Source organism: Pedobacter roseus, from assembly GCF_014395225.1.
Lineage (GTDB): Bacteria > Bacteroidota > Bacteroidia > Sphingobacteriales > Sphingobacteriaceae > Pedobacter > Pedobacter roseus.
In genome coordinates, this window is the sequence record NZ_CP060723.1 from 981,965 (window position 1) to 1,000,875 (window position 18,911).

22 protein-coding genes are annotated in these 18,911 nt (G+C 37.3%); 8 read left to right on the forward strand and 14 right to left on the reverse strand.

Features of this window, described 5'->3' with window-relative positions; genetic code table 11:
• Window positions 1-54 precede the first annotated feature (54 nt).
• Entirely contained in the window at window positions 55-1,953 is a 1,899-nt protein-coding gene (locus tag H9L23_RS04455; protein WP_187593845.1) for a T9SS type B sorting domain-containing protein, read from the reverse strand.
• A gap of 86 nt (window positions 1,954-2,039) precedes the next feature.
• Complete coding sequence (locus H9L23_RS04460; protein WP_187593846.1) at window positions 2,040-3,056, reverse strand: acyl-CoA reductase; 1,017 nt, start codon at window positions 3,054-3,056, stop codon at window positions 2,040-2,042.
• 78 nt (window positions 3,057-3,134) lie between these two features.
• Here H9L23_RS04460 and H9L23_RS04465 point away from each other — a divergent pair, with 78 nt between their 5' ends.
• Window positions 3,135-3,485 (forward strand): 4Fe-4S dicluster domain-containing protein, encoded by a 351-nt coding sequence (locus H9L23_RS04465; protein ID WP_187593847.1) that lies wholly within the window; start codon window positions 3,135-3,137, stop codon window positions 3,483-3,485.
• Window positions 3,486-3,901: 416 nt separating this feature from the next.
• Here the strand turns inward: H9L23_RS04465 and H9L23_RS04470 are convergent, their stop codons facing one another.
• Window positions 3,902-4,354 (reverse strand): universal stress protein, encoded by a 453-nt coding sequence (locus H9L23_RS04470; RefSeq protein ID WP_025143124.1) that lies wholly within the window; start codon window positions 4,352-4,354, stop codon window positions 3,902-3,904.
• Between the two features lie 109 nt (window positions 4,355-4,463).
• On the opposite strand from H9L23_RS04470, the gene H9L23_RS26515 reads away from it, so the two are divergent.
• The 6 genes from H9L23_RS26515 (at window position 4,464) to H9L23_RS04495 (ending at window position 7,570) form a co-directional block, all read left to right on the forward strand.
• Entirely contained in the window at window positions 4,464-4,943 is a 480-nt protein-coding gene (locus H9L23_RS26515; protein ID WP_246474843.1) for an SH3 domain-containing protein, read from the forward strand.
• Between the two features lie 32 nt (window positions 4,944-4,975).
• A complete protein-coding gene (locus H9L23_RS26520; RefSeq protein ID WP_246474844.1) occupies window positions 4,976-5,248 on the forward strand; it encodes a C40 family peptidase in 273 nt (90 codons plus the stop codon).
• Between the two features lie 40 nt (window positions 5,249-5,288).
• The gene (locus H9L23_RS04480) at window positions 5,289-6,053 is read left to right on the forward strand and encodes a peptidase associated/transthyretin-like domain-containing protein (RefSeq protein ID WP_187593848.1); all 765 of its coding nucleotides are present in this window, start codon (window positions 5,289-5,291) and stop codon (window positions 6,051-6,053) included.
• 17 nt (window positions 6,054-6,070) lie between these two features.
• A complete protein-coding gene (locus H9L23_RS04485; protein ID WP_187593849.1) occupies window positions 6,071-6,829 on the forward strand; it encodes a carboxypeptidase-like regulatory domain-containing protein in 759 nt (252 codons plus the stop codon).
• A gap of 77 nt (window positions 6,830-6,906) precedes the next feature.
• Window positions 6,907-7,113: a hypothetical protein gene (locus H9L23_RS04490; protein ID WP_187593850.1), complete on the forward strand. Its 207-nt coding sequence runs from the start codon at window positions 6,907-6,909 to the stop codon at window positions 7,111-7,113.
• A 157-nt stretch (window positions 7,114-7,270) separates the two neighbouring features.
• Window positions 7,271-7,570: a hypothetical protein gene (locus H9L23_RS04495; protein WP_246474845.1), complete on the forward strand. Its 300-nt coding sequence runs from the start codon at window positions 7,271-7,273 to the stop codon at window positions 7,568-7,570.
• Here H9L23_RS04495 and H9L23_RS04500 read toward each other — a convergent pair.
• From H9L23_RS04500 to hisG, 11 genes are all read right to left on the reverse strand, one after another.
• A complete protein-coding gene (locus tag H9L23_RS04500; protein ID WP_187593851.1) occupies window positions 7,567-8,466 on the reverse strand; it encodes a WD40 repeat domain-containing protein in 900 nt (299 codons plus the stop codon). The genes H9L23_RS04495 and H9L23_RS04500 overlap by 4 nt on opposite strands.
• Entirely contained in the window at window positions 8,467-8,766 is a 300-nt protein-coding gene (locus H9L23_RS04505) for a hypothetical protein (protein WP_187593852.1), read from the reverse strand.
• Window positions 8,767-8,837: 71 nt separating this feature from the next.
• Entirely contained in the window at window positions 8,838-9,440 is a 603-nt protein-coding gene (gene hisIE, locus H9L23_RS04510) for a bifunctional phosphoribosyl-AMP cyclohydrolase/phosphoribosyl-ATP diphosphatase HisIE (protein ID WP_187593853.1), read from the reverse strand.
• Between the two features lie 61 nt (window positions 9,441-9,501).
• Window positions 9,502-10,257 carry an imidazole glycerol phosphate synthase subunit HisF gene (gene hisF, locus H9L23_RS04515; RefSeq protein WP_187593854.1) on the reverse strand — a complete coding sequence of 252 codons (756 nt, stop codon included), beginning with the start codon at window positions 10,255-10,257 and terminating at the stop codon, window positions 9,502-9,504.
• Window positions 10,258-10,350: 93 nt separating this feature from the next.
• Window positions 10,351-11,100 (reverse strand): 1-(5-phosphoribosyl)-5-[(5-phosphoribosylamino)methylideneamino]imidazole-4-carboxamide isomerase, encoded by a 750-nt coding sequence (gene hisA, locus H9L23_RS04520; RefSeq protein ID WP_187593855.1) that lies wholly within the window; start codon window positions 11,098-11,100, stop codon window positions 10,351-10,353.
• Window position 11,101: 1 nt separating this feature from the next.
• Window positions 11,102-11,734, reverse strand: a complete 633-nt coding sequence (gene hisH, locus H9L23_RS04525; RefSeq protein ID WP_187593856.1) for an imidazole glycerol phosphate synthase subunit HisH — start codon at window positions 11,732-11,734, stop codon at window positions 11,102-11,104.
• 34 nt (window positions 11,735-11,768) lie between these two features.
• The gene (locus H9L23_RS04530; protein ID WP_187593857.1) at window positions 11,769-12,281 is read right to left on the reverse strand and encodes a hypothetical protein; all 513 of its coding nucleotides are present in this window, start codon (window positions 12,279-12,281) and stop codon (window positions 11,769-11,771) included.
• Window positions 12,282-12,492: 211 nt separating this feature from the next.
• Complete coding sequence (gene hisB, locus H9L23_RS04535) at window positions 12,493-13,626, reverse strand: bifunctional histidinol-phosphatase/imidazoleglycerol-phosphate dehydratase HisB (protein WP_187593858.1); 1,134 nt, start codon at window positions 13,624-13,626, stop codon at window positions 12,493-12,495.
• 1 nt (window position 13,627) lies between these two features.
• Window positions 13,628-14,683 carry a histidinol-phosphate transaminase gene (gene hisC / locus H9L23_RS04540; protein WP_246474846.1) on the reverse strand — a complete coding sequence of 352 codons (1,056 nt, stop codon included), beginning with the start codon at window positions 14,681-14,683 and terminating at the stop codon, window positions 13,628-13,630.
• Window positions 14,684-14,782: 99 nt separating this feature from the next.
• Window positions 14,783-16,105, reverse strand: a complete 1,323-nt coding sequence (gene hisD, locus H9L23_RS04545) for a histidinol dehydrogenase (protein WP_187593859.1) — start codon at window positions 16,103-16,105, stop codon at window positions 14,783-14,785.
• Window positions 16,106-16,154: 49 nt separating this feature from the next.
• Window positions 16,155-17,006 carry an ATP phosphoribosyltransferase gene (hisG, locus tag H9L23_RS04550; RefSeq protein WP_187593860.1) on the reverse strand — a complete coding sequence of 284 codons (852 nt, stop codon included), beginning with the start codon at window positions 17,004-17,006 and terminating at the stop codon, window positions 16,155-16,157.
• Between the two features lie 272 nt (window positions 17,007-17,278).
• Here hisG and H9L23_RS04555 point away from each other — a divergent pair, with 272 nt between their 5' ends.
• Window positions 17,279-18,844 carry a L,D-transpeptidase family protein gene (locus H9L23_RS04555; protein WP_246474847.1) on the forward strand — a complete coding sequence of 522 codons (1,566 nt, stop codon included), beginning with the start codon at window positions 17,279-17,281 and terminating at the stop codon, window positions 18,842-18,844.
• Window positions 18,845-18,911: the final 67 nt, after the last annotated feature.

Genomic DNA, 18,911 nt, shown 5'->3' on the forward strand with positions numbered 1-18,911 from the left:
GCCCTTTTTATCTCATCAACATTACCCAGCCGCTGTAGGTTTTAAAATCTCCGTTTAAATAAATGCTGTAATAATACACGGCCGGCGGAGGTCTTTGCCATTTATTTTGCCATCCCAGGGTTTAAAAGTACCTGTACTTTGATAAACCAACTGGCCATAACGATTGGTAATTTTAATTAGCGGATTCTGAAAAGCGGAAGCAGCCGGAATATTCCAGGTATCGTTTACGCCATCGCCATTTGGGCTAAAGGTATTGGGAATAACTACTTCTGGGTAAACCTTTACAAAAACATCATCACTGCTGCTTGTGCAACCTAAATTAGATACAGCGGTTAAGGTATAAATGATATCTTGTGGTGGGGTGGCAACGGGGTTTAGCTTTGTCGGATCATCAAGATAATCGGATGGCGTCCAGAAATAGGTAATTTCACCGCCACTTACTTTGCCGTTTAAGGTGATGCTTTGGCCAGTTATGATCTTTTGATCTGTTCCTGCATCTGTTGAAGAAGGTTTTAAAATATTAACCGTTATCTGGGCTGTGGTACTACAGCTTCCATCATTTGCGGCAACACGGTATACTGTAGTAACCTTAGGCTGTGCTATAGGATTTGCAATGTTAGGATCAGATAAGCCTTCGCTGGGCGACCAGTTGTAACTGCTTGCTCCGGTTGCCATTAGCTGTACCGGGCTATTTTCGCATATAGAAATAGCATTGATATTGGTAGAAATTACGGCAGGACTTAACATGGTTAATGTTGTAGATGCAGTACTGGTGCAGCCATTTAAGCTAGCCGTAACGGTATATACACCAGCCATATTGGCCTGTACATTATTAATAATTGGATTTTTTGAATCAGAAGTATAGCCATTCGGACCTATCCATTTAAATGAACTGCCATCACCGGCCATAAGTTGTACATTAGAACCAGGGCACGCTGGGCCACTATTGCCTGCAGAAGTATTTAATTGAGGATTAACGGTAAGGGTTACCGGATCTGATATAGTTCTGCAATATATTTTATCAATATTTCCGTTTGTGGCCGTAATTAAACGATATTGATATGTGCCTTTTGCGCGGTTTAAAAAATCTATAGAAGCCTGTCTGGAGGTTTTACCTGCGATATCAGTCCAGGCGTTACCGGTATTTTCCTGCCATTGGTAAACCGGATCAGCGTATGATGAAGTAATGTTGGCATTTAACGTGAAATTTTGTGTATTATCTTCGCACATGCTCAGCGATTGATCATTTCCATTAAAATATGGGCTGAGACTTGGTCCGCAGGCCTGAACAGTAATATCATCCAAGGCAAAATCATTGCCACTGTTTGTGGCGGTATTGTTGATCAGTTGCAGCGTGATGGTTGAACTGTTCCCATTATTAAAATCTATAAAATATTGATGCCAAATTCGATCTGCAGGAACATTTCCGGTAGACTTATTCCCTAATTCCCGGTTAGCTGGATCGATAATCCTTAATATCATATTTGGATCCTGCGAATTTGCAGCCGGAGAGTTCGCATTTAGTACCCAAATAGATAACCGCAAAATGGTATTTGGACAAAGATTATCCATTTTTTGTTCAAAAAAGACAGTTGGAGTAGCAATACCATCAATTAAAAGCATTAATCCATTATCATCCCCGGTATGATCTGCGTGCGGCTGCCAGTAAATAGGGTAAGGATTTCCTGGGGTTGCAGGTGTTTTTACTAATCCAGACTGATTAGGGCTTAAGGCTGATGGGCTTCGGCCCGGAGGACCCATAAAAGTAGTAAAAGTATAGGCTCCTGGTGCATATTGCTCCAATGGCCCATACCAGCTGTCTGTATTGTTGCCCTGTCCAAATGTTTGATTAATTAAAGGCTTTCCAAAAGTACCTTTGCAAAGTTGAGCCTTTACCGTTCCAGCCAATACTGCTAAATAGAGGAAGAATAGTGATTTTACTAAACGGTGCATTTACTGGCTCAGGGTTTATGCAATATTAAATAAAATTTAAACACGAATAACTAACTGTAATAATAATGTGTTTTCAGTAAAGCGTACTAACTCAACCCATTCAAAAACTCAATTGTATTTACATTATCGGCATAATCCCAAAGTTTTGGATGCTGGCTTTGGCCAAAACCAAAAGTGTTAACGTTTAAAGGCGATTTGGTAATAATGCATTGGATATTTTCTGATTTAGCCTTTAACTGATCTTCTACTTCCTTTAGGCTGTTATATTCTTCATAAAAAAGAACGGCCAATGGCGAAGTTAAATTTTCATCTTCTTTTAATAATAAAAAGCCATTATCGTAATGTTTAGCAGCATTTACCAGGTAAATAGATTTATTGTAATCGTAGTTGTTATTGTATTTAAAATGGTTGATAATGGGCTGAAAACTTTCAATCCCTTCATAAAAATTTGCAATGTCGTAACCTTTAGGGAAATAGATTTTGGATACATTTCTACAGCCTAAGCCAAAGTAATCGAAAATATCATTACCCAGATTTTGAATGTCTTCAAAACTTTCAGATCCATCTAAAACTGCGATACTATTTCTGTTTTTACGGATGATGTTTGGCACTTTACCAAAATAATAATCAAAATAACGCGACGAATTATTACTTCCTGTGGCAATAACCGCATCAAAATCTTTCAATCGCTCTACATATTCAATTTTAGCCTCAAATGCAGGTTCTATTTTAATCAATTCGGCAAGCACTGCTTTAATCAATTTGTCGTCAGCTGAAGAAAGTTTAATTAATGCAATATTTCCAGTGGCCACTACACATAAAACATCGTGTAAACCTACCATCGGAATGTTGCCTGCCAGGATCAGTCCCACCTTTTTAGGCGATTGGTTAAAGCCTATTGATTTAAACCAAACGGTTAAATCTGCCTCGTTTAACATCTCGGCAAAGGATAAAACAGATTTTTTTACATTTTCTGTGGTGAACCAGGCATTGGCATTTTCGGCACTATAAATTGCATTTCCTAGTATGTCAGTAGGGTTTGTAAGCAATGTGCCCAGTTTGTTAAACGCGGTAATTACTTTTTCTTGAGTTAATGCTGACATATTTAGAATTATTATTAAGTGATTATGTATTATATTTGCAGTGCAAAGGTAAACTAAGCAAAAGAATTAGACGAAAACATGGCGATTAAAATAACAGATGAGTGTATAAATTGTGGGGCTTGCGAACCGGAATGTCCTAACAACGCAATTTACGATGCCGGTACTGCATGGCGTTTTTCTGATGGTACCAATTTAAATGGTATCATTGATTTTGGTAATCAACAAATCGAAGCTGACTCAGCTCAAGAGGCAGTTTCGGATGAAGTTTATTACATTGTATCCGATAAGTGTACAGAGTGTAAAGGTTTTCACGATGAACCTCAATGTGCGGCAGTTTGTCCGGTTGATTGTTGCGTGGATGATGAAGATATCCGCGAAACTGAAGAAGAATTATTAGCTAAGAAAGCCTGGTTGCACCAGGAAGGATAGTTTTATCTGATATTAGAATAAAAAGTCTCGCATAAAGCGGGACTTTTTTGTTTAAAAGGATTTTTGTTTTTAATTACCAATAAACAATATTCAATGAATTTATATGGGATCCTAGGTTTCGTCATTTCGATTGTAACTTAGCAGAATGGAAAAATCTACCTAGGCAGATTTCTCCACTGCGGTCGAAATGACGATTCTAAAGAGACTATCTTATTTATCCACCTATCATTAATTGATTTTATACTATAAATTAACCCTCAGGATGACAACCGTGAAGGAGATTGGAATTCTGTGCAATTAACCAATTTAAACAGTTAACCGATTAACCAGTTTTTTCGCAACAGATGCACAGATTAACACGAAGGTATTTTTTGCATCATACGAACCAATGAACTAATGACTATTGAACCAGTGAACTAGTCTACCTCACACTTATTAGGGATAATTAAAACAGGGCAGGCAGATTTCCGTGCAACGTGTTCTGCAACACTACCCATTAAAAAGTGGTACAAACCTGTACGGCCATAAGTGCCGATAACAATTAAATCAGATCCCCACTCATCTGATTGTTGAATAATGCCATGCGCTGCAGTATCTACTATGCTTAAATAAGTTGTTGTAATCCCCTTACCATATTTGGTTTCCATTTCTTTTAACAAAATATGGCTATTTTCCTCACTGTTGTCGTAAGTTTCTAAAAATACCGGAGCCAAGGTTAAGTCAGGATTTACATTTGCGGGAACAGGTTCGATGATGTTAACCAATGCTACTTCTGCTCCAAATTTTTCAGCCATGTCGTAACCGGCTTTAGCCGCTTTTTCTGAGCAGGTACTGTTATCAACGGCAATTAATATTTTTTTAAAATTCATGGCGGTACATTTAAAAGGTGAACATCATAAAAATAACAAATTTGCGCGCAAAATGTTAGGCAATGGATGTATTTTATTAGTTTTACAATAGTTTCACGAGCAGATTTAAATGGAAAATCAATACGGTATTTGTAGGGTTGCTGTAGCACCTTTAAGAGCAGATGCATCAGATAAAGCAGAAATTGTTTCGCAACTTTTATTTGGCGATCATGTCGAAATAATTCAGAAAGATGAACGTTGGTGGCTCATCCAAAATGGCTACGATGGTTACGAAGGCTGGATGGATTTCAGACAGTTGGCCCCGATCAGTCAAAGCCAGTTTGCAGAAATGCACGATTGTAAATTATTGGCCCCTTTAAGTTTCAATAATGTGTTAACTGCAGCTGATGGAAGTGCCTATCATTTAAGCCCGGCTAGTAACCTTCCTTTTCTAAAGGATGGATATTGTTATGCGGGTGAAGAAAAATTCAAGCTTAATTTTGAAGTGCATGACAATAGTGCCGTCAATTTTAAAGATCAGGTGACCGATACAGCAAAGTTTTTTCAAAACATTCCATACCTATGGGGGGGAGGCATTTATTTGGTTTAGATTGCTCAGGCTTTACGCAAACCGTATTTAAAATGTTGGGTGTCAAATTAAACCGTGATGCTTCGCAACAGGCCGAACAAGGTGAATTGGTAGGTTTTTTAGCCGAATGCAAAGCTGGTGATGTAGCTTTTTTTGATAATGAAGAAGGCAAAATTACTCATGTGGGTATTATGTTGAGTCCGAATGAAATTATCCATTCTTCAGCCAAGGTGAAAATCGATCCAATTGATGATCAGGGGATTTTTAATAAAGAACTGGGGAAATACTCACATAAATTGAGAATTATTAAACGTTTTGTGGAATAGTAGCCAAAAATGTATCCTATAATAAAAGATACATTTTTTTATGCCATCTAAATTTAAAATTCAAATCTCTAATCCTTGTCAAGAACAATGGGAATTGATGCTGCCGCATGACAATGGGAAGTTTTGTGGTTCATGTCAAAAATCAGTTATTGATTTTACCAATTTTACGGACGCAGAGCTGAAACGTTGGTTTAGTGAAAACAAAGGGAAGAGCTGTGGAAGGTTAAAACCGGAGCAACTTGATCGCTATATCGGTGGTAGAAAAAATCATCCAATTTTCAAAGCTTTTAAACCTGGTTTAATTGCGGCTTCAATTTTAACCTTTTTAAGTATTCCTAAATTTACTTATGCAAAACATGCTGAAGTATTAGAAAAAGTAACCGAAGTACAATATGAAAAAGTTTTGGATGATCAGGTAGGGGAATATACTTTTATAAAAGGGAGAGTGTACGACCAGGATGGTATAGGTTTAAATCATATCAATATAGTATTAAAGGAGCAAAATATTGATGTGAAAACAGCAGCAGACGGTTCATTTTATATTAAAATTAAAAAACCAAAAAATAGAACAATCTCGGAGTTAATCTTTACTTCAAATGCTTTTGAAACAAAAAAAAGTTTTTTCCTTTTAGGTGAGGAAAAAGAAATCTCAGTAGTGTTACAACCTGCAATGCAAATGGATTTAACAAATCAGATAGTGATGGATAATTTAAGCGAGCAATTGGTTGGAAGGCTTGGAGGCATTTCGATAAAAACAACGGTAACCAGGAGAATTGTAAGTTCTGTTATCAATATTTTTAGATAATTTATTATATTGAATTGATGAGCTCTAGTTTTAAAATTCAGATTGCTAATCCATGCAAAGAACAATGGGAATTGATGCAGCCACATGCAAATGGTAAATTTTGTGGTTCATGTCAAAAATCAGTTATTGATTTTACCAATTTTACGGACGCAGAGCTGAAGCGTTGGTTTAGTGAAAACAAAGGGAAGAACTGTGGAAGGTTAAAACCGGAGCAACTTGACCGTTTAATCAGTGCAAAAGATAATTATACGCTCGGTAGATTTAAACCAAGCCTGATCGCCGCATCTTTATTGGCTTTTTTGAGTTTTCCTAAGTTGAGCGATGCCAAAGTAATAAAACCGCCTTTCAGTCAAACAGAACGATACCACAGTAGCACTGCTTTTGAAAAGAAAACAGAGATTCTAGCTGATACCTTAAAAACAATAAAAGGCAGGGTGATAGATAAAGATGATAAACAGCCACTTCCTTCAGTATCTGTTATGGTAAACCAGCGGTTAGCTTTTGCTTCTACTGATGAAAAAGGAAACTTTGAGATTAAATTGCCTTCAGATTTTGATGATAAAAACTGTACTTTAACCATCACTTATATTGGTTATAAGCCATTATATTCAACTGTAAATTTATCTACTAATAAAATACTTAACCTTGAATTACGTGCTAGTAGCGAAATTATGGGAGATATTGTTATTACCAGAACGCCGTTTTGGAAGAGGGTATATTACAAAACAAGGAATCAGCTACGGGATATCAACCCGTTGTATACCAGAAAAAATTAGCTTCATTATTCTAAGTGGCCTTTTAAACCCTATATTCTTTGTTTTTTGATTATATTTGTATAGATAACTACAGCGAAATGGAGCCGAAAATTAGGAAAATGGCAATGGTTGGGCATAAATATAACATGAATGAGCACGACCAGGCATCTCAGGATTTAAATCACTGGCTTACTAAATCTCCATTAGAAAGATTATCTTCTGTTACGTTTTTAGTCGGACAATATTTAAAACCTGGACAGAGAATGGATAAAACAAAATTTAAAAAATCAACCATTCGAAAATGATTCTTTCAGAGGATTTTGAGGATTTTTTAAAATTGCTAAATAGTATAGGGTAAACTATCTTATAGTAGGTGGATATGCAATGGCTTTTCATGGAAAACCGAGATATACAGGAGATTTAGATATCTGGATTGATATATCTGAGTAAAATGCATCCAAGATGGTTATGGTAATCAATGATTTTGGGTTTGCTTCTGTTGGATTTGGAATTGACGACTTTTCAAAGCCAAATTTAATTAATCAAATCGGTTATCCTCCATTAAGAATAGATATTTTAACCAGTATTGATGGTGTTCTATTTGAAGAAGCTTTTTCAGAAAAGCTAGAAATTGAGTTAGAGGAAGATTTTAAAGTAAATTATATCGGTCTAGATGATTTAATAAAAAACAAAAAATCTAGTGGCAGAAAGATTGATGTAGCTGATGTTTCTGACCTCGAAAAAAAAACGAAAAAAAATTAGCTTTCCATTTCCCAAACCATTACCTGCCTGTCATCACCTGTAGAAATCAAGTATTTGCCATCATGGCTCCAAATAATTTTATTGATAGAATGGGTATGGCCAATCCCAGTTTTTTCCAGACTTAATATTTTATAGAGTTTAAAGTTTTCTGCATCCCAAAGTTTAATGCTTTTATCCTGACTGCTGGTTGCAAAATAGGGCAGAGTAGGATGGAAGGCAATATTATACACGGTAAATAGGTGTGCCGGAACGGTTTCTCTGAGTTCATAATTAGGCAAATCCCATATTTTTAACTGGGCATCCCTGCTCCCCGAAATCAGGTATTTGCCTGTTGGGTGATAAGCCAATGAGGTTACAGGTAATGAATGCCCTTCGATCGATTGTTTTAAACTATAATCTGCCAGGTTATAAATCCTGATCAGGTGATCCTTACAGCCAAAAGCTACCTCATTTTCGTTTAGAGAAATTGCAATGGCCCTCACCGTATCGTAAGCTACCTGAAAACGGTAAATTTCCTTAAAGTCATTCAACGACCAAACCGCAACAGTACCATCTTCTCCTGTTGTTAAAAGCTCATTTTTACTTTTTACCGTTTGTATATCGAAAATAGGTTTAGTATGCGCATTAATCCTTAAAATTACCTTTTGTTCTTTTAGGTCGTAAACACTAAAAGCGCCACTCCGTTCTCCAACAAATAATTGCTCATTGTAGTAATGAAGGCAATAAACAGAGCTTTGTACCGGCATTTTAACCTTCACAAAAGCCATGTTAAGTAGCGACCACTCTACCACGCCCTTATCATTTCCAGCGCTAAAAAATATGCCGTCTTCATCAGCGTTGGCTAAAGCGTAAACAGGGTTTTGATGGCCAGAAAGTGTTTTTAAGTATTTAAGCATTTAATGCGATAAATTATTTTTATTCTCTTTAATAATTAAGCTTAGAAAAATAAAAGTGAGGATAAACATAATAAACTGAATTATTATTACAGGAATAAGATAATTCGTTTCAGCAAATCGATAACCAAAACTTATAATAGTAACTGGAAAAGTAATCAAAACACCGTACATAGCCCAGTCTCCATAAAATAAGTCTGAGCCAGAGATTGAACATATTGAAATTGTTCCAAACCCGACATAGACTAGTGAAATTATAAAAGCACGTTTGTTTTTTGTGATGAAATTAGAAGGTTTTTTCATTTTTCTATTTATACTTTGATTAAAGTTTCATTTCAATCTGCCTTAAACCCTCAACCTTCCAGCCCTCTACCTTATTTGTGTCTTTTCTCTAAATTTTTAGCAATATCCTGAATAGATAAACCTTTTTCTTTCAATAAAAACAATAAATGAAAAACAAGGTCGGATGCTTCTCCAATAAATTCCTCTTCTGTTTCGGCTAATGCGGCAATTACGGTTTCTACACCTTCTTCGCCAACTTTTTGCGCAATTTTATTTAAACCTTTAGCACGCATTTTGTTGATGTACGATCCTTCAACAGGGTTTTCATATCTATCAGTGATGATGTTTTCAAGTTCAAAAATAAAATTCTGGTTAAAGTCTGTTTTAAAACAGCTGCGGCTACCGGTATGGCAGGTTGGGCCAACAGCATCAGCTTTGATTAGAATGGTGTCGTTATCACAATCCACAAAAAGTTCTTTAACAAACAAAAAGTTATTGCTGGTTTCACCTTTCGTCCAAAGTCGGTTTTTTGAGCGCGAAAAGAAAGTTACCTTACCTTCGGCCTGTGTTTTTTCCAAAGCCTCGGCATTCATATAACCCAGCATTAAAACCTCTAAAGTTTTATAATCCTGAATAATTACTGGAAGTAAGCCAGCCGTTTTATCCCAATCAAGGGTTGATGTATCGATGTTCATTTTATTTTTTTATTTCGGAAAAACAGACTCATGACTATGGACTGCCGACTCCGGACTTATATTATATCCTTATGGGAATATTGTTCCTTCTTAATTCCTGTTTTAAATCGGGGATTAAAATTTCACCATAATGAAATACCGAAGCTGCAAGTGCGGCATCAACGTTAGCTTTCTGGAAAACTTCGGTAAAATGCTCCATGCTTCCTGCTCCACCCGATGCAATAATCGGGATATTGATCATTTGGTTTATTTTACCCAATAATCCACAATCAAAACCAGCTTTAGTGCCATCGTGATCCATAGAGGTTAACAAAATTTCTCCTGCACCTAAATCTTCCGCCTGTTTAATCCAGTTTTCGGTTTCCAGTTCGGTAATTAACCTGCCTCCGTTTAAATGAACCATGTTTTTGCCGTTTACATGTTTGGTATCGACAGCCAAAACCACGAATTGTACCCCGAAAGTTTTAGCAAGGTCTTCAATCAATTTAGGGTTGCGAACAGCTGCAGAATTGATACTGATTTTATCTGCACCTGCATTTAAAAGGGCATCAGCATCTGCAATCTCAGTTATTCCACCACCAATGGTAAAAGGAATATTCAACTGACGGGCAACCGATTTAACCATTTCAATCATCGTTTTACGACGCTCGTGTGTGGCCGTAATATCCAGGAAAACGAGTTCATCTGCCCCTTGCTGCGCATATTGGGCAGCCAGCTCAACAGGATCGCCTGCATCGCGTAAATCAACAAAGTTTACACCTTTAACTGTACGGCCGTCTTTAACGTCTAAACAAGGAATTATTCTTTTTGAAAGCATGTGTTTTGTTTGGTTGTCATGCTGAGGAACGAAGCATCTGTTTCATCGTGGGCAGATCCTTCATTCTTCAGGATGACATAAATATTTATGGAATTAGATTGAACTTAGCGCCTTCAAATTCCAATCTTTAATTTCTTCGATAGTTATCCGGTCTTCGTAAATTGCTTTTCCTACCACAACACTTCTGATTGGATATTTGGCCAATTCGTAAATATCTTCCATCGAACTCACTCCACCCGAAGCAATTAATTTAATCATTGGAGAGTGTTCGAGCAGTTTTTTGTATAACTCAACAGCTGCACCACCTAATTTTCCATCCTTACTGATATCGGTGCATAAGAAACGGAAAAAACCCAGCGAAAGGCATTTGTCAACGTAATCCATCAGTTTAATCGGCGAACTTTCCATCCAGCCCGAGTATTTGATCACTTCATCCAAAACATCAATGGCAATTACGATGCGGTTGGCATAATCATCTTTCTTTGCAAAGTTTTCGCTTAACTGAGGTAAAAAATCGGGATTGGTAATGGCCTGTGTACCTACAATAACCCGGTGGATACCTGCATCAAGCAGATTGTTAACCTGCTCAATCGTTCTGATTCCACCACCATACTGCACTTTCATCTCGGTTTTTTTGATGATCTCGAAAAGTGATTTTTGGTTGCTAAAATCGCCTTTGGCTCCATTTAAATCAATAATGTGGATAAAATCCGTACCATTTGAACGGTATTTTTCTATCATTTCGGCAATAGAAACATCGTACTCTGTTTTTTGGTTGTAATCGCCTTCACGCAGACGGACAACTTTTCCATCCAAAATATCAATAGCAGGTATTATGTACATTTTATAAGCTTAAGTTTGAAAAATTTTTTAATATTAATTCGCCGGCTTTTCCCGATTTCTCAGGGTGGAACTGAACGCCGTAAAAATTGTCTTTTTGTACCGCTGCCGAAAACTTTAAACCATAATCAGCAGATGCGATGTCAAAAGTAGGGTTATATTCAATAAAGTACGAATGCACAAAGTAAAATTGTGTATTATCTTCAACACCTGTAAATAGCGGATTGTTTTTTGTGTTCACCGCATTCCAGCCCATGTGTGGTATTTTGATATTCAGCGATTTATCGAATTTTTTGGTTTTCACGGGAACGATATCTAAAAGCGCCGCATTACCCTCTTCTGAGTGTTCGGTAATCAGCTGCATGCCCACACAGATACCCAGCACAGGTTTAGTGAGTTTTTTAATGGCCTCAACTAGTCCGGTTCCCTTTAGTTTTTCCATCGCAGCGCCTGCATGGCCTACTCCAGGGATAATGATGTGGCTATATTTTTCGAGGTCGTTTTCTGTGTTTACCATACCGTAGGTCACATTTAGGCGATCTAATGCTGCGGTAAGGGAGAAAATGTTGCCTGCTCCGTAGTTTATAATTCCGACCCCTAAATTGCCTTGAGGGGACTCTGAATTTCCATCGTTCATATAATTTTTTTTATACTGTTGAGAATATCTATAATTAATTTAGGTTTTCTTGTTCTATGTTTACCTTTCTAAAGCCAATTATCAATTTTGTTTTAATAAGGTAATCGACCATCAATTTGTCGCCTTTCCACCAATTATAAAATTCTGATTTATCTAAAATAATATCTCCGTTTAGTTTAACAGGTGTTTTTTTACATTTAATCACAAACTTTGCATTATTTGTTCTTATTTTTTGAAGTACTTCTAATTCAATCGTTTTTTTACGGTTAGAATTAAGATCCATTGTTAACAATACGATTGGTCGTACAATAAAAAAACATACATATACAATAGCAACAATTACGAAAACTACAAATGCCTCCCAATAATGCCCGGTTGAGTTTGGTGATGGTTCACCATTTTTACCTCCCGAAAACGGAAAGATAAAGACGGCTATAGTAAAAACAAGTATAATTGTATAAAGATTTTTCTTAGCTAATGGTAGCATTTCATAAGTAATAAGATCTACATCTTCACTACTTAATTCTTCACTTGTTTCTGTACTCATTGATTCTTTTAAATCTATTCACATCATCCATTTTACTTTTAATGCTTTCTCTTTAAAATTTGAAAATGAAAGTCAGTTTTTCATAGGTGCTGTAGTCCCGCTATCGCTTATAGTCCTCGCTACGCTGCGGGCTATTCCGCTCTATCGGGTTTATTAACAGCAGATGGGCTTCAAAACCCTCCGCCTTAAACTTTTCAGCCTTCCGCCTTTCTTACAACATTCCCTTTGTGCTCGGCAATACCATTTTCTCGGCGTCGCGTTTAATGGCCATTTTAATGGCTTTGGCAAATGCTTTAAAAATAGCTTCAATTTTATGGTGCTCGTTATCGCCTTCGGCTTTTATGTTCAAATTGCATTTTGCAGCATCACTGAACGATTTAAAGAAGTGGTAAAACATTTCCGTTGGCATATCGCCCACTTTTTCGCGTTTAAAGTCCGCATCCCAAACAATCCAGTTTCTTCCTCCAAAATCAATGGCAACCTGTGCCAGGCAATCGTCCATTGGCAAACAAAAACCATACCTCTCAATGCCCAGTTTATTCCCTAAACCTTGGGCAAATGCCTCGCCTAATGCAATACCGGTATCTTCTATGGTGTGGTGTTCGTCTATATGTAAGTCGCCTTTGGCAATTACCTCTAAATCTACACTTCCATGTCTGGCAATCTGATCAAGCATGTGATCGAAAAAGTTTAAACCCGTTTCAATCTTGGCTTTTCCGGTACCATCTAAATCTAAATTAATGGTGATATCGGTTTCGTTGGTTTTGCGCTCGTGGTGGATTTTTCTGCTCCCTGCTTTGAGCAAGTTGTAGATGTCTTCCCATTTCTTGGTTTCTAAAATGATCACATCCAAAAGCGTTTCATGTTTATCCAATGCTTCTGTCGAGCCCAACGCATCATTCTGACGGAGGAAAATGGCTTTTGCACCTAAATTTTTCGCCAAAACTACATCATTTAAGCGATCGCCGATAACGAATGAATTTTTCAGGTCGTAATCTCCGCTGAAATATTTAGTTAATAAAGCAGTGCCCGGTTTGCGTGTAGGGGCATTGTCTTTTGCAAAAGTTCTATCGATTACAATCTCGCTGAAATGAACGCCTTCTCCTTCAAAAGTATCGAGCATGAAATTGTGGATCGGCCAGAAATTCTCTTCAGGATTTGATAATGTTCCCAATCCATCCTGGTTGGTTACCATCACCAGTTCGTAATCCAGCTCGGCTGCTATTTTTGATAAATAATATAAAGAACGCGGATAAAATTTAAGCTTTGCGAAACTGTCTACCTGTTCATCGTCAGGCTCAATATTTAAGGTTCCATCGCGGTCTATAAATAATACTTTTTTCATCTTAAAAATTTTCTAGCACAGTTAATAGTTTATCGTTTTCTTCTTTTGTGCCCACGGTAATCCGCAAACAGCCTTCGCATAAAGTTACTTTAGAACGGTCGCGTACAATGATACCCTGATCTACCAAAGTATCGTACATTTTCAATGCATCGGTAACTTCTACGAGTATGAAATTTGCATCTGATGGATATACTTTTGTTACTGCATTTACATTGTTTAAAGCGATCGATAAACGCTGTCTTTCTGCAACTGATTCCTTGATCCAATCGTTAACCTGCGCGATATTTTTTAAGGCTTCGAAAGCTAAGTCCTGAGTAGCCTGATTGATGTTGTATGGAGGTTTAATTTTGTTTAAAACATCGATCACTTTTGTCGAAGAAAAAGCCATGCCTAAACGCAAAGCTGCAAGTCCCCAGGCCTTCGAAAAAGTTTGCAAAACCACCAGGTTTCCGTACTCGGTTAACTCCTGTATAAAGGTCTTCTGACGGGCATAATTTATATACGCTTCATCCACTACAACGATGCCGTTAAAGTTGGCTAAAATGGTTTCAATATCTTCGCGGTTTATAGAATTTCCGGTAGGATTATTTGGTGAACAAATGAAGATTAATTTGGTGTTTTTATCGATCGTTTCGGCGATCTTTTCCATGTCCAGTTGGAAGTTTGGAAGGAGGTTTACTTTGCGTATTTCTACGTCATTTATATTGGCCGAAACTTCGTACATTCCATAAGTTGGAGGTAGCACAATTACATTGTCTTTTCCGGGATTACAGAAAGCGCGGAACAATAAATCGATCGCTTCATCACTGCCGTTTCCTAAAAAAGTATTTTCAATAGGCACGCCTTTTATTTTGCTGATCGCATCTTTTAAATCAAGTTGTAAAGGATCAGGATAACGGTTATAGTTTGCCGGTAATGGCGAGCCATAACTGTTCTCGTTTGCATCTAAAAATACGGATGCCTGACCTTTAAATTCGTCCCTTGCGGTGGAGTAGGGGCGAAGGTTTTTTATATTTTCTCTTACTAAATCGTTAATGTCCATTGTTTGTTGGTTCATTAGTTCATTATATCATTGGTTGCTACCGCCGATATACTATTCTTTTCCTTCGGGTTAATTACACAGATTGTGGGATTACACCGATTTTTTTTTAATTTTTTATGCCGTTTTATCTTCGGTCTTCGGTCTTCCGACTCCGGACTCAAAAATCAGTCTGATACTAACAGCATTTTTATGTGCTTCCAGGCCTTCTGCTTCTGCAAGAATCTCAACCGTTTTGCCAATATTATTTAAACCTTCACGGGATAATTGCTGAAAAGTGATTTTCTTCAAAAAAGCATCCGTAGATACTCCTGAATAAGCTTTTGCAAAACCACTGGTTGGTAAAGTATGGTTGGTTCCCGAGGCATAATCGCCAACACTTTCCGGGGTAAAGTTGCCTAAAAATACTGATCCTGCATTGATAATCAATGGAATAAGGCTTTGAAACTGCTCTGTAGCCAATATTAAGTGTTCAGGTGCATATTCATTAGAAAATTGCATCGCTTGTTCCAGATTTTCAGCTAAAACTGCATAAGAATTGGCAATTGCTTTGGCTGCAATATCTTTTCGTGGAAGAATAGCCAGCTGATTTTCAATCTCTTTTAAAGTTTGATTGATGATTTCCTTGGAGGTAGCCACTAAAATAGCCTGACTATCAGTTCCGTGTTCGGCCTGTGCCAGCAGATCTGCAGCAATAAATGAAGGATTTGCTGTTTCGTCCGCAATTACAAGCACTTCTGATGGACCTGCAGGCATATCAATGGCTACTTTATTTTGTACCATCGTTTTTGCAGTGGTTACATAACGGTTACCAGGGCCGAAGATCTTATAAACCTGCGGTACGGTTTTTGTTCCGAAAGCCATTGCAGCAACGGCTTGTGCACCGCCAATCAGGAATACTTTTTCGATGCCCAGGAGCACTGCGCAATAAGCCAGATAACAATTGGTTTTACCATCACCTTGTGGCGGAGAGCAGACCACAATTTCTTTGCAACCTGCTATAATTGCGGGGGTAGCCAACATTAAAAAAGTGCTTGGTAAAACGGCTGTTCCGCCTGGGATATAAAGCCCAACTTTTTCAATTGCCCTTGATTCGCGCCAGCACAAAACGCCCGGCATGGTTTCAATTTTGTCTTCCGTTTTTAACTGCGACTGGTGAAAATTTTTAATGTTTTGATAAGCGGTATCAATTGCTTTTTTTGCATCGGCCGGAATAGTGGCTGCAATTTGTTTTAGTTCTTCAGCATCCAAGAAAAGTTTTTCCAATTCAACTTTATCAAAGGCTTTTGCAAAATTGAAAAGGGCCTGGTCGCCATCTTTTTTTACCGTGTTGATGATGTCACTTACCCGTTCTTCAACCAGTTTATCATCTTCAATCTGTCTCGAACAAAGCTCTTCAATTTTTGATTTAGATAAATCTTTATAACCGTAGATTTTCAATGTTTTATAATTTAAAATTAACTAATAGTTAATAAACTTTCAAATGATTTTATCTGATTATTTTCTCGATAGGCATTACTAAAATACCTTCAGCTCCGGCAGCTTTCAAACTGTTTATTTTATCCCAGAAATCTTCTTCTGCAATTACCGAATGAACGGCTACCCAGTTTGGTTCGAAGAGTGGAACAACGGTTGGGCTTTTAACACCTGGCAGTAAATCTACCACTTTTTGAAGGTTATCTTTCGATACATTCAGCACCACGTATTTGTTTGATTTTGCGCTAAGCACAGAGCGGATGCGTTGCAGTAATTCTGCTACTTCCGGATTATCGGCTATTGATTTATTTCCGATTAAAACCGCTTCCGATTGCATTACATCAGCGAAAGGTTTTAGTCCGTTGCTCTTTAATGTTCCACCTGTTGAAACAATATCAAAAATGGCATCGCTCAATCCTAAACCCGGACCAATTTCTACCGATCCGGAAATGGTTCTGATATCGGATTGTATACCTTTTTCCTGCAAGAATTTTTCGAGGATTACCGGGTAAGAAGTGGCAATGGCTTTGCCGTTTAACTCTTCAAGATTTTGGATATTGCTGGTGGCCTGAACCGCGATTTTTAAGGTGCATTTTCCAAAGCCCAATTTCTGTAGAAAATCTACCTCAGCTTTTGTTTCCACAATTACATTTTCCCCAACTATCCCCAGGTCGGCAATGCCATCCTGTACATACTCTGGAATATCGTCATCGCGGAGAAATAGAATTTCTAAGGGGAAATTAGTAACGGTTGAGATAAGGGAACTTTTGTAGTTTTCGAAAGATAAACCACAATTTTTAAGTATTTCTACAGATTTTTCGTTTAACCTACCCGATTTCTGGATAGCAATTTTAAGTGTTTTCAATGTATTGAATATAGAGTGAACAGGAAATTATTTTACGGAAAAAAGTCTTGAAGTACAAAACAAACATATCATATCGCCTATCGGCGATGGTGCAAATGTAAGTGATGGTTCAAAGTTAAATTCATAAATTATTTCTGCCAGTATCAATACGTTAGCTGATAAGCGCTGGCAAATATAGTGTTTGAAATGGTAAAACAAAAAATAATGGCACTTAATTTGCCATTATGCTGTTTTTAGTGCCAATAACCCTTATTTTGTATTTAAATTTTAACGTGTTGAAAAAGTTTCGCTTTCTAATTTTGCCCTTTATTTTGTTCATTTCTGCCTGTGGGTGGTTTAAAAGCCCTCCTGAGATCGGAAAAGTGCTGTCTGAACATTTTAAGAACAAGATCTATAAGGATTTTGATACTGTAGCTTATGATAGCGTTTTTGTGAAGACAATGGACAGTCTTTCTGTTAAATTCGTTAATCCAAAAACTATAAAAGCTTTTTATTCAAATCATTCTGCTGAACCTAAATTAGTTACCCGGTTTTATATTAACGGGGAATTAGATTCGCTGGTAAACTATTTGGATCAAAGTAAAGTACATGGTTTTAACCCCAGGATTTTTAAAGGAGATGAAATTAAGGCCTTATTGGAAGAATTGACCGCCAATAAATTTAAAAAAGTGGAGGAGACTTATCCGGTAATCGCTAAATTAGAACTGCTATCGGCAAATGCTTATCTAAATTATAACAATTACCTTAAATATGGGGTGATAAATCCCCGCACTATTTTCTCGCGTTACTACATAAAGGTGAGGCGCCCAGACAGCGCTGGAATGCTCAATCTTTTGAACAGTAAAAACCTTTTAGATACGTTAAGATCTGTGCAGCCAAAATCAATTCAATATAAGGCTTTGCAGTCTGCATATTTGAATACGGATGCTGCAGATGAAAAGCGTATTTTGTTATTAAATATGGAGCGTTTCCGTTGGAAATTGCCAGAGACCGGAGATAACTATGTTCAGGTAAATATTCCCGATTTTAGATTAACCTGGCTGAATAAATTAGACACTGTAATTTCGATGAAAGTTTGTGTGGGTGGAAAGCGTGAAAATGGTTATGAAGACAAGCTAAAAGCCTTTGCAAAATCAGGCAATTTAGATGATAAACCGAAGAACCACGAAACGCCATTATTGTTTAGTAAAATCAACTCCATTCAGGCCAATCCGATATGGAATATTCCGGTAAGTATTGCACAAAGTGAGATCTATTGGATGGCCCGAAAAGATCCTTATTATTTATCTAACAGTAACATCAAAGTTTACTATAAAGATAAGCTGATTGGCGAGCCCGATACCATCAATTGGAACAAGTATTCGAGGGATAAATTGCCCTTCAAATTTAAGCAGGGATCTGGTGGTGGAAATGCCTTAGGGAAATTCAAATTTATTTTCGATAACAGCTCTAGTATTTACCTCCACGATACCAATAACAAAAACGGATTTAATTTAACAAACCGGGCCATTAGTCATGGTTGTGTGCGCATCGAAAAACCTTTGGAGTTCGCCGAACTTTTAGTGAACGATTCATACACTTATGATAAACTTAGGGCTGAGGTTGATTTGCCACCGATAGATAGTACGCATGTAAAATGGTATAAAAAACGCATGGCCCAAAAGGCAGATACAACAAAGGCTTTTCAATTAAAACCAGCCTGGTTCGGACCCAAAAAATCTGTTCCTTTAATCATTACCTATATTACAGCCTGGTCGCAAAACGATAAGATCGAATACCGGCCTGATGTTTATGGTATGGATGAAAAACTTTGGACCGCGATGAAAAAGTTCAGGTAACAATAATCTTTAATGCCAGATTCGATAAAGAATCTGGCATTTTTTTTAAATCCGGATTTGGAATTAG

Bases quoted from the DNA above. Each gene is read 5' to 3' on its own strand.
- H9L23_RS04500 (WP_187593851.1), bottom strand. From the start codon at position 8,466: ATGCTTAAATACTTAAAAACACTTTCTGGCCATCAAAACCCTGTTTAC.
- H9L23_RS26520 (WP_246474844.1), top strand. From the start codon at position 4,976: ATGTTGGGTGTCAAATTAAACCGTGATGCTTCGCAACAGGCCGAACAA.
- H9L23_RS26515 (WP_246474843.1), top strand. From the start codon at position 4,464: ATGGAAAATCAATACGGTATTTGTAGGGTTGCTGTAGCACCTTTAAGA.
- H9L23_RS04505 (WP_187593852.1), bottom strand. From the start codon at position 8,766: ATGAAAAAACCTTCTAATTTCATCACAAAAAACAAACGTGCTTTTATA.
- H9L23_RS04465 (WP_187593847.1), top strand. From the start codon at position 3,135: ATGGCGATTAAAATAACAGATGAGTGTATAAATTGTGGGGCTTGCGAA.
- H9L23_RS04470 (WP_025143124.1), bottom strand. From the start codon at position 4,354: ATGAATTTTAAAAAAATATTAATTGCCGTTGATAACAGTACCTGCTCA.
- H9L23_RS04490 (WP_187593850.1), top strand. From the start codon at position 6,907: ATGGAGCCGAAAATTAGGAAAATGGCAATGGTTGGGCATAAATATAAC.
- hisC (WP_246474846.1), bottom strand. From the start codon at position 14,683: ATGAACCAACAAACAATGGACATTAACGATTTAGTAAGAGAAAATATA.
- H9L23_RS04495 (WP_246474845.1), top strand. From the start codon at position 7,271: ATGGTTATGGTAATCAATGATTTTGGGTTTGCTTCTGTTGGATTTGGA.
- H9L23_RS04530 (WP_187593857.1), bottom strand. From the start codon at position 12,281: ATGAGTACAGAAACAAGTGAAGAATTAAGTAGTGAAGATGTAGATCTT.
- H9L23_RS04455 (WP_187593845.1), bottom strand. From the start codon at position 1,953: ATGCACCGTTTAGTAAAATCACTATTCTTCCTCTATTTAGCAGTATTG.
- H9L23_RS04485 (WP_187593849.1), top strand. From the start codon at position 6,071: ATGAGCTCTAGTTTTAAAATTCAGATTGCTAATCCATGCAAAGAACAA.
- hisB (WP_187593858.1), bottom strand. From the start codon at position 13,626: ATGAAAAAAGTATTATTTATAGACCGCGATGGAACCTTAAATATTGAG.
- H9L23_RS04480 (WP_187593848.1), top strand. From the start codon at position 5,289: ATGCCATCTAAATTTAAAATTCAAATCTCTAATCCTTGTCAAGAACAA.
- hisIE (WP_187593853.1), bottom strand. From the start codon at position 9,440: ATGAACATCGATACATCAACCCTTGATTGGGATAAAACGGCTGGCTTA.
- hisA (WP_187593855.1), bottom strand. From the start codon at position 11,100: ATGTACATAATACCTGCTATTGATATTTTGGATGGAAAAGTTGTCCGT.
- H9L23_RS04460 (WP_187593846.1), bottom strand. From the start codon at position 3,056: ATGTCAGCATTAACTCAAGAAAAAGTAATTACCGCGTTTAACAAACTG.
- hisF (WP_187593854.1), bottom strand. From the start codon at position 10,257: ATGCTTTCAAAAAGAATAATTCCTTGTTTAGACGTTAAAGACGGCCGT.
- hisH (WP_187593856.1), bottom strand. From the start codon at position 11,734: ATGAACGATGGAAATTCAGAGTCCCCTCAAGGCAATTTAGGGGTCGGA.